Consider the following 9,464-nt stretch of genomic DNA (forward strand, 5'->3'; position numbering starts at 1 on the left):
ATAATAAATACGCTTAAAAGAACCTGAAATAAGCCAAAAATCAATTAGAATATAGTCATACTGTAGTCTCAATAAGGAAGGACACATTAGATGAAGTTAGAATTCGATTAGGAAAAGTTTTTTCTATCTAGCATCTACTTTGATTAACTCTGTATCTTTATCATTAAGAAAATAATCAATCATTTTACTATGATCAATTTTATATAATGTTGTTGCAATTTTTAAGTTATAAAGAGAATCATTTTTTATCTGAAATTCATTGTAGGCATAATTAATTCCATATCCACCTTGCATATAAACAACTCTCCATAGATCTCTTTTTTTTCCTACATATAATAATTTTTGCGTGGAAAGAGATACATCAATTATGTTACAGCAACAATTCCATTCTTCATCAAAATCTGCTATTTTAAAGTTTTTATTATTTTTTTCTAAAGTTGAGAAGAATATTTCAGGAATTATTTTTTTTGAATTGATTAATTCCCAATCATTATCATACTTTTTACAGCTTATAAAATTTATTAATATTACGATTATTATAATTACTTTTTTCATCACAAAAGTTTAGACTATAGATTGTATGGGAATTAAAAGTAATGAATTTCCGATTAAACATTTAGGCAAATCTTTTTATTTTGTTTCATGTTTTTGTTGATAAACCCAAATCAAAAAGTTTTTTTACCAGGTTCAGTTATCGAATGGATTTCCAAGTCATAATTTTATCGTTCATTATAGAATTATTGGATTTAGATTTTATACAAAAGTGGAGTGAAAACCTTTTTAGTCTTACATCTTGAAAAATGGCTTCTTAAAAGTTTATAAATAACGTTACCACGTTCTAAAGATTGGTAGTATCATAGCGCAAGCTTTTATTCAATTAATTTATTTGAATATTCATCTAATTTGTTCATAATTCCAAAATATGAATTAAATCCATCTTGGTTTTGAATATTAGTATTTACAAATAAAATTCGCCCGATCTTATTTTTTTGATTAAAGAACATTAAAGTTGAAACTCCAGGATCTCCACCAGTGTGACCTATATTATTAAAAGAAGAAAAGCCCATGAAAATACCTGAATTATATTCGTCATCATAGGGATTTGTTTTGTCTCTTTTTTCTGCAAAATTTTCACCAGTCAATTGTATTTTAAAAAGTTGCTTATAACTTTTTTGAGTGAGGATTGTTCCATTACCAGAATAACCTTTAATCAATTCAGTCAAGTATTTTCCTAAATCATTTAGATTTGTTATGAATCCGCCATCAGGATATGTAATTAATGAGTAATATGGTAGTTCGTTTTCTATATCAGAATATAGGGTTGAAACGTTTTCAAAATTGACAGTTCTATAGCTCCAACCCGAATTAGACATTTGTAAAGGTTTCAAAATATGCTCAGTCGTAAAATCCGCGTATGACGTATTCGATACAATCTCAATAATATATGCACATAGTGTGGCACCAACATTTGTATATTCAAAAAACTGACTAGGTTTGTTCTTTGTAAATGCATTTTTATGATACCATTTTCCATTTGTAGATAAGTAGTTTTTTAAAAACTCAGAAAGAGTAATTTTGGTGTGATTAGGATTAAAACTTTGAGGAATATTCTCTAATTTCATTGACAAGCTATCTATTTTATCTTTTAAGATATAAGATTTACTCATATAATTTTCAGTATCAATTATTGATGAGGTATGTATTGCTAATTGTCTTATGGTTATATCAATATCTGGAAAATGTGGATTTTGAACTTTAAAAGGAAGATATTTATTTACGGGGTCATCTAAATGTAAAAGGCCTTTTTCTTGAGCTTTCATTAATGCTAAGCCAATAAATGTCTTAGAAACAGAAGCAATGGGTTGTAGTGTGTTTTCGGTATAAGGTTTCTTAGATTTTACATCTGCAAATCCAAATCCTTTTTTGTACAAGAAACCAGTAGAATCAACAATCGCAACTCCTAATCCATTAAAATAGTTTTTGTTTAACTTGTTAATTTCAATCGTTAGACTATCCTTTATTGGTTGGCGGTCTGAAATTTCTTTTGCAGTCTTTGGTTTTTGTTTACAGGAAGTGATTAATAAAAATCCTAAAAGTAATAGTAGTATTTTATTCATTATTCTGTGTTTTAAAACAATTTATTAGTATTACCGATTTTTGTTCTTGTTCGTTTAGTGAATAAATAGTAGTAGAATTCATATACGAGCTTTTCGGTTTTATAAAGTTTTTGAATTTACAAAAACCAATTTTGTTTAAGCACTAAAAGCATAGAATTTACATAGTATTATCCATTGTTTTTTTTAAATAGTCCTCGATTACTTTTTCTTTACATCTGTCAGAATTCCATATTAGACAACCTTGGCAATCAACAATAACATCAATATTATATTTTTTAGAGTATTCTCTTTTTGTTCCTTCAATATCACATCCAAGTCCACCTGTGGATATTACAAAAATCTTATTATCAGAATTCTCTAAATGTTTTTTATAATTTTCACACGACAATTTGTGAAAATAACTTTTCAGTTCAGCTTCTTTTTTTAATTCATAAACTGTTGAAAAAATCATTAAGTTCGGGGCGATACTTAAAAAAGCTATTAAATAAATGCATTTTATTATTATTCGTTTTTTTGCTATAGCATATATAATAATAAGTAAAATCAGAGTTACTAAAGTTAAAATCGAAAGACTTTTCCATAATGGATTGAAATACATCAAGTGATAGTCATTTGCTAATTTTCAACCATAGAAAGTTACAATTAGAGTAACGATTGCTGTAAAAAGAGAGATGAATATTTTTTTTGTGATCAAGGGTAGTTTTTAATGTTGTTGTCAACGCTGTTGTAGCCAGTTTATTCTTTGTAAACATATAGTCTTATTTCATTGTGATTGCCAAAATCAAATAAGTACGCATTAATTCCTTTTTCATTTTTCCACCTAATTTTTCTTTGACCGCTTTCCTCCGTAATATTTCCAATCGGATTTCCTAAAAGACTATTTATTGTTTCTGAAAGGTATTCAAATTTTTCGTCGAATTTATTTTTGACATCATTTTTTATTTCTGGATTAATGCCAAAGTTTGACTCATTAAACGTCTCCCAATTAAATGAAATTACTTTAATGTTGTGATTTTCTTTGGTATAGAAGTAATTTAATTTTCCTTCAAAATATGGACATTCAATTCTTCTATAACTTATCGGATCACCAAATTTAAATCCTTTTGTATTTGGATAAATTCCTTCTCCAAGTGACCAAAAATGTCCAAGTGAGACATCTTCTGAATTAATAGAATTCTCATATTTTGTCATTTTACCAAGTTCAAAATTTTTATTCCTATCAAATTCTGAAATAGCTAATTCAAGATAAATTTTAAACTCTTGTTTTCCAAATTCAATATTCTTGTCAGCATTTTTAATACAAGTGGAATCTATTTTTGTCTCAATTAGTAATGTTTGAAAATTTTCTTTTGGAATGGATTTAAAGCTCTTAAAGTCGATTTCTTCTATTTGATAAGACCAATATTCAATTGATTTTACACCTTTAAAGAGGGTAGAAGTGGATGTTTTTTGGAATCTTCTTTTATGTGGTGTTTTGATTCTTATATCATAGTCAAGATTCTCAGTCAATCCACTTATTAAAACAAGCATTGAATTTGTGTTTTTTCCAAACTTACCGTTTGCAAATACTCCAATTATTTCATTTTCTTTTGGACTTGACTTGATAATTGAGTCCATATTCGAGATATCTATTATTTCATCAAAACTATTGGTTTTTTGAATTTTGAAATTCATATTCTTATTTAGGCTATCAAATTCAATTGTAAAAATAGTTCCTAATTCAATTTTTTGAGCAAAAGTTAAAATTGAAGTGATAAGTAAGATACTGGTTACTATTTTTTTCATTTATCTTATAGGTAACATTCGATATAAGAAACATAGAGCAGGAGATAAGCACTTTTATTTCCGTTTATTATTTAGCTAAATATAAATATTTTGTTTTTATCTTTTTTATTGAAAATGCCAAATTTTTATACTTGGCGACTTTCCAAAAATACCCAAGCTTTATTTTTATCAAAGACTTGCGCTATTTTTCTTAGCAGTTCCTATTTTTTCGGCAAATACAATTTCATATTCTCAATTTCCAACTCATCCAAGTGTCCCATTTTGCTTTTATCTTTTGTAATTAAGTGTAAATGAACATTTGAGTCGTGATGTATGAAAACCCCCTTGTGTTCCGTTGAGAAGAACCCAATGATAGTTGCTTCTTCATTTTTTAATTTGTAATTGGTTTGTCCTTGATGAGCTTCTTTGGGAGATGAAACTTTTGTTCCTTTTGGTAAATTTTGAATATGAATAATTGCTTTTGATATTCTTCCTGTAAGCTTGAAAGCAAAAGGTCTTTTAAAGTCAGTCGTCTTTTCATTAACTAATTTTTCAATGTCTTTAATAGACTTGATGTTTGAAGCTAATTCTATTTCATTCCATTCGGTTACGTTGGTATACACCAAGAAAGGCGCCGATACATCAAATGTTTTTTTAACTATCATAGTTGAATCAGATGTGACTTTTGAAACATAACTTTGTCCATTATCTATAAGTAATTCTCCTGTCAGATAACTTTCAGGTCCAAGCCCATAAAGCCCTTTTTTATTAGAAATGGTGTCGAGATTAATATTTCCATCTAATTCTCCTTCCCACATAACATTTTTCATTGCACCTACAATAGTAATGTCCGAATATGTTTTATTGGAGTTGGTTTTCTTTTTGTCAGAATTACAACTAAATATTACGACTGTTATAATTCCAAGGATTATTTTTTTTATCATTGATTTTGGTTTTCTCAAATTATCGGTAATGTTATTGTGCACGAAACCTAGCTTGTTATAAGATTCTATATTATGGGTTTAGTACATAATCAATTTTTTTATGATCAAATATTTTTTATTTTTTTAACCAAATTTAAAAAAATTGGTAGTCTTTGGAGATAAGCATTAACTTTATGGTTTATAATTCACTATTATATTAACTGTATTTTAAAAACTGTGCTAGGCATTGGCTTTTATTTTTATTTTTTTCTACCAAGTAGCCTCGATAGAAAACCTTGCTTTACTCTTTTCTCAACTATCCAAATAGGTTTGTCTGAAGGTCTTATGATTTTTGTATTTGGGCCCGATTTTCCCCAAGCAAAACCAGTTTTTATTGGTTCATTAGTCAAATCTGCAATTAAAAACATCTCGGGTAATTTAATATGTCTCTTTTTAAAGTCATAATCCTTTTCATTTTTTTCCATTATTCCGACTTTTTCATCCCAAATCTCCATTACTATTTTTTCGTGAATGATGTGTAAATTAGATTGATCTTTATTTAATCCGAATTCATCAACGTGTTTTATGAATTCAGATAAATTTTCAGAATGCTTTACAATTACTGCTGGATCGTGACATACATAATAAACAGAGTTCCAATTTCCCTGTGAATCGATATCTAAAATCCAAAAATTACCGAATCCGTCTCCAGCCAATTGAATTGAGTATGGAAACATTTCTTCAAATCCAAAATTTCCAAAAGTGTCAAAACGGATTTCTTCAAGGCTGCAGAATTCAAATCCCTTACAGAATCTTAATAGATCTTCAATTTCCTTTGGCAAATTATTAGTTGGAAGTTGATTTCTGAGATTTTCAATTTCAATATCCATCATTCCGTCTAATAATTCAATTTTGTACAAATCTCCATCTTCAGATTCGTATTGATTTGTGAGAATAGATTCTAGTTGTTCTCTTGGTGTCATTTTAGTTCATATTGTTTTTAGTTTGTGTCTAATGCCAAATATAAGAATCTACGCAAGGTAAATATACCAGAACTATTCGATCTGTCTACGCATTTTTATTTCTTGTTTAATCTATAAAAATTTAGCGTTGTTGCAAAAAAGAAATGACCTTTGGATTTAGCTCCAAACTTTGATATTCATTGTCAATTTTCATTAAAACAACTAAAAAATATATCGCCTTGTGGAAAAGGTTAGTTGTGCAATGATTACGATTGTTACCAACAGTGTTTTTTATTTTGTTCAATAAGTTTATTTCTGATTGTGTTAGTATATTTTTCTTTTTTATGTTTGGTAAAGATTTAAAAAATACTCAAAAATCAATATTCATTTATTTAAAAGTGTAAAAAAATATAAAAAAAGTGATTTTAATTTGGATTATCATCTACTAAATAACCATTAAATACATATCCTTCTTTCGCATATGTATTTAAGGTGTTTAATTTAATGGCAACCCAATCACCAGTAATACTTTCATTTTTATCTTCATCATAAATTGTTAACTCTTGATTTGTTCTTTTTATAACGTTAACTTCTTCTCCATAGTTTAATTTATGTATTACTTTACCTTTTTTCCCAGGTTGATCTCTACATAAAAGTCCTTTTCTTGCTGATACATATTGTATGTAATCAGTTTCAGAATAACTGAAATCAATATCGTTGGTAGATATATAATCAAGGTATAATGTGTTTTCAAGATAAATAACTATACCTCGACTATTAAAAGCTTCTCCTATCCTTCCATAAGCATCAGGTATATATTTTTCAATTATAACACCATCACCTCTTGCAGAATAGAAGGTTTTACTTTGAGAAGGAATTATATACTTGTCCGAATAGATTAAAGAATCTGTAGGTATCAATTCTTTCCCATTGTTTCTTAAAAATATAACTTTTGATTTATGGAATGAATGGTCTTGAGTATTTTTAAAACCACAAAATACTAATGCATCCAAAGAATTATCATAATCGAAATCAAATGTAACTATATGATTACTCATAATGGATATACCTTTTGAAGATAACAAGTCTACATCTAATGTCTTTTTTATTTTTATTTCAGCTTCACGAATTATAGAAGCTTCATCATTTGATAATAATTTATTTTCAATTTTAGTCTCTTTTTTATCACATTTAATAAAAAATACAATACAACTAAAAGTTAAAAACAATTTGCGTGGTAGGTTCATTTTCTTGAAAATTTTAATAACTTGGTACTGAAATCAATTCGTAAATGCAATATTCTGATTAACTGATTTTTTGCATTGTTTGTAACAGGAATTATATACCCTATTGTAGTTATTTGTAACCGCATATTATTATACTATTTGTTCTAATTGTAAAGAAGCATACATTAAACTATATAAAAAAGAATATTCCTACATCAAAAATAATGTTCTTTTTGTGGTTTACAACATATTTATTTTATGCCCAACTCTATTAAAGCTTTTTTATAATAATAAACTAGACCTCACATCATCCTGCCTTCTTTTATAAACTCTTTTTTAATACCTTTTAATAAATCTTCGCGACTGATGATGGTTGTTTTCTTTGCTATAGTTTGGATACTGGCATACTGTATGGCGTTAACAATATTTGATCCTGTAATATCATAATTGGTAGCTATATTATTTAGATCAATATCTTCAGCAAGTGATGCTTTTTCTGGGATATTATGTTTCCATAGCGCGAGACGTTCTTTTGTATCAGGATTTTTGAATTCTATAATCGATTGAAATCTTCTGGTAAAAGCAGTATCAATATTTTTCTTAAAATTTGAAGCTAAAATAACTAAACCACTATAGTTTTCAATCCGTTGTAAGAGGTAAGAAACTTCTTGATTAGCATATTTATCATGTGCATCACGGGTTTCTGTACGTTTTCCAAAAATAGCATCTGCTTCATCAAAAAACAGAATCCAATTCTTGTTTTCAGCTTTGTTAAAAAGATTAGCGAGGTTTTTCTCCGTTTCTCCTATAAATTTAGAGACGACCATAGATAGGTCAATGCGATATACGTCTTTACCCGTATGTTTGCCAAGTAAGGTAGCGGTTAATGTTTTTCCAGTTCCCGGAGCGCCATAAAACATCACTCGATATCCTGGCTTGATCCGCTTGCCCATATCCCAATCTGTTTTTAGTTCTTTTTCATAGTGTAGCCAGGTTTCAATTTCGCGAATATGATCCATTGTTTCCATATCAAGAATAAGATCATCCCATTCCAGTTGCGTAGTAATACGTTGCGCTGGAAATTTTTCGCTAAGTTCCGGATGCACAACTTTTTCTTTTGTAATCCAAAAAAGGTATTCTTCATCTAGTACTAAACGACCGCTCATTGCTGGTTCGCCGTGAATAGGTTTATCTAAAGAAACAATATTATTCTTTTTAAAGACGTGTTGGGCTTCAAAAATGGAAGACACCTCAATTCTTTGTTGGATATGAGTGCCTGCCAAAATATATAAAACTGTTTCTCCCGTAGGAAATATACCTCGGTAGTGTGTGCCTTTAATACCTCCAAATTCAGGAAGCTCTCCACCATCAGGAAAATAAGTAGCTAGTATAGAACTTAAAAATCCTGGCAATAGATGTGGTACCAGTGCTAGTAATAGAACAATAGTTTCTGTTTGTGGTAAATTGGTTTTTTTTATAAATCTGGAAATAGAAGAATCATCAAATTTCTCGGGTTCATACGTTGGGAATTTTGGAGTGTCTTCTGTTAATTCAGTCTGCAATCGATAGTGGATGACTGCTGCTAAAAACTCAAAAGGAGGCAAGGGTTCTGAAGTACGCTTCATTACTAATTTTTATACTTGTTATACGCATCTCTCAGTTTGGTATCATATTTATTTTTCTTATAACCCGGACCATTATATCCTTTAGCAAAAGCTTCCCAATCTTTATTTTTCAGGTGTCTGATAAGATTATTTACTTCGAGAAATTTACCAAAGGCATCCAGATGTTTTCCTTCATCTTCATACATATCAGAAACAAAAGAATCTATAGAATCATATCCTAAGCTTTTATAATGAAAGCCCATAATCTGAAATGATCCCCAGGATGCAGAGGCATAAGCAGCATTACGTACTGCGGGGAGATCACTTATTCCAGCAGCTTTTTCTAATCGGTCATACTCACCTGCGCCTCCTTTATAATGCGATTTTACCCAGAATTGGTATAAAACATCTGCGGTAACTTCATTTTGATAATCTGTAGGATTGAGCCCCACTTTTTGTAATTGCTTCCAGAATATATGACCTTCGAACAAGATCACGGGTCTGCCATCAATTAGAAACCCTTTTCCGTTACTTTCTACTTCATTTACCGCTTTTATAGCAGCTAGTTCGATAGTATATTTGTTTGCAAAATCGATTAAATCCTGCTCAGATAGTAATTTATCCAGAGATTCCAGCGTGGCTTGTTCTGCCGCAATCAATTTTGTCCAGGTTTTTAGTCCAACGATACCGTCTACAACAAGTTTGTTTTTTTGCTGAAAATCCCGAACCGACTTATCTGTATCCAGACCAAAATAGTTAGAGACAAATACTTGGTATCCTAATTTGACTAATATCTGTTCGAGAAAATTAACTTCTTTTCCTCTGGATCTGTATCGTAATGTTTTCATAGTTGGTTTCAATTGTTGTT

General features: G+C 29.3%; 9 protein-coding genes. All 9 read right to left on the reverse strand.

Annotated elements, in window-relative coordinates; all coding sequences use genetic code 11:
• Nucleotides 1-123 precede the first annotated feature (123 nt).
• Nucleotides 124-555 (reverse strand): hypothetical protein, encoded by a 432-nt coding sequence (locus ABD816_RS13600; protein ID WP_344928236.1) that lies wholly within the window; start codon nucleotides 553-555, stop codon nucleotides 124-126.
• 314 nt (nucleotides 556-869) lie between these two features.
• A complete protein-coding gene (locus ABD816_RS13605; protein WP_344928238.1) occupies nucleotides 870-2,117 on the reverse strand; it encodes a serine hydrolase domain-containing protein in 1,248 nt (415 codons plus the stop codon).
• A gap of 157 nt (nucleotides 2,118-2,274) precedes the next feature.
• Nucleotides 2,275-2,568, reverse strand: coding sequence for a hypothetical protein (locus ABD816_RS13610; RefSeq protein ID WP_344928240.1), 294 nt, complete (start codon nucleotides 2,566-2,568; stop codon nucleotides 2,275-2,277).
• Between the two features lie 284 nt (nucleotides 2,569-2,852).
• On the reverse strand, nucleotides 2,853-3,902 hold the full coding sequence (locus ABD816_RS13615) for a hypothetical protein (protein ID WP_344928241.1): 1,050 nt from the start codon (nucleotides 3,900-3,902) through the stop codon (nucleotides 2,853-2,855).
• Between the two features lie 200 nt (nucleotides 3,903-4,102).
• Nucleotides 4,103-4,825, reverse strand: a complete 723-nt coding sequence (locus ABD816_RS13620; RefSeq protein ID WP_344928243.1) for an acetolactate decarboxylase — start codon at nucleotides 4,823-4,825, stop codon at nucleotides 4,103-4,105.
• A 239-nt stretch (nucleotides 4,826-5,064) separates the two neighbouring features.
• Entirely contained in the window at nucleotides 5,065-5,787 is a 723-nt protein-coding gene (locus ABD816_RS13625) for an SMI1/KNR4 family protein (RefSeq protein WP_344928245.1), read from the reverse strand.
• Nucleotides 5,788-6,191: 404 nt separating this feature from the next.
• Nucleotides 6,192-7,013 carry an SH3 domain-containing protein gene (locus ABD816_RS13630; protein WP_344928247.1) on the reverse strand — a complete coding sequence of 274 codons (822 nt, stop codon included), beginning with the start codon at nucleotides 7,011-7,013 and terminating at the stop codon, nucleotides 6,192-6,194.
• A gap of 281 nt (nucleotides 7,014-7,294) precedes the next feature.
• The gene (locus ABD816_RS13635; protein WP_344928249.1) at nucleotides 7,295-8,617 is read right to left on the reverse strand and encodes an ATP-binding protein; all 1,323 of its coding nucleotides are present in this window, start codon (nucleotides 8,615-8,617) and stop codon (nucleotides 7,295-7,297) included.
• Between the two features lie 2 nt (nucleotides 8,618-8,619).
• Nucleotides 8,620-9,444, reverse strand: a complete 825-nt coding sequence (locus ABD816_RS13640) for an N-acetylmuramidase domain-containing protein (RefSeq protein ID WP_344928251.1) — start codon at nucleotides 9,442-9,444, stop codon at nucleotides 8,620-8,622.
• Nucleotides 9,445-9,464: the final 20 nt, after the last annotated feature.

This window comes from Aquimarina addita (genome assembly GCF_039539305.1).
Classification (GTDB): domain Bacteria; phylum Bacteroidota; class Bacteroidia; order Flavobacteriales; family Flavobacteriaceae; genus Aquimarina; species Aquimarina addita.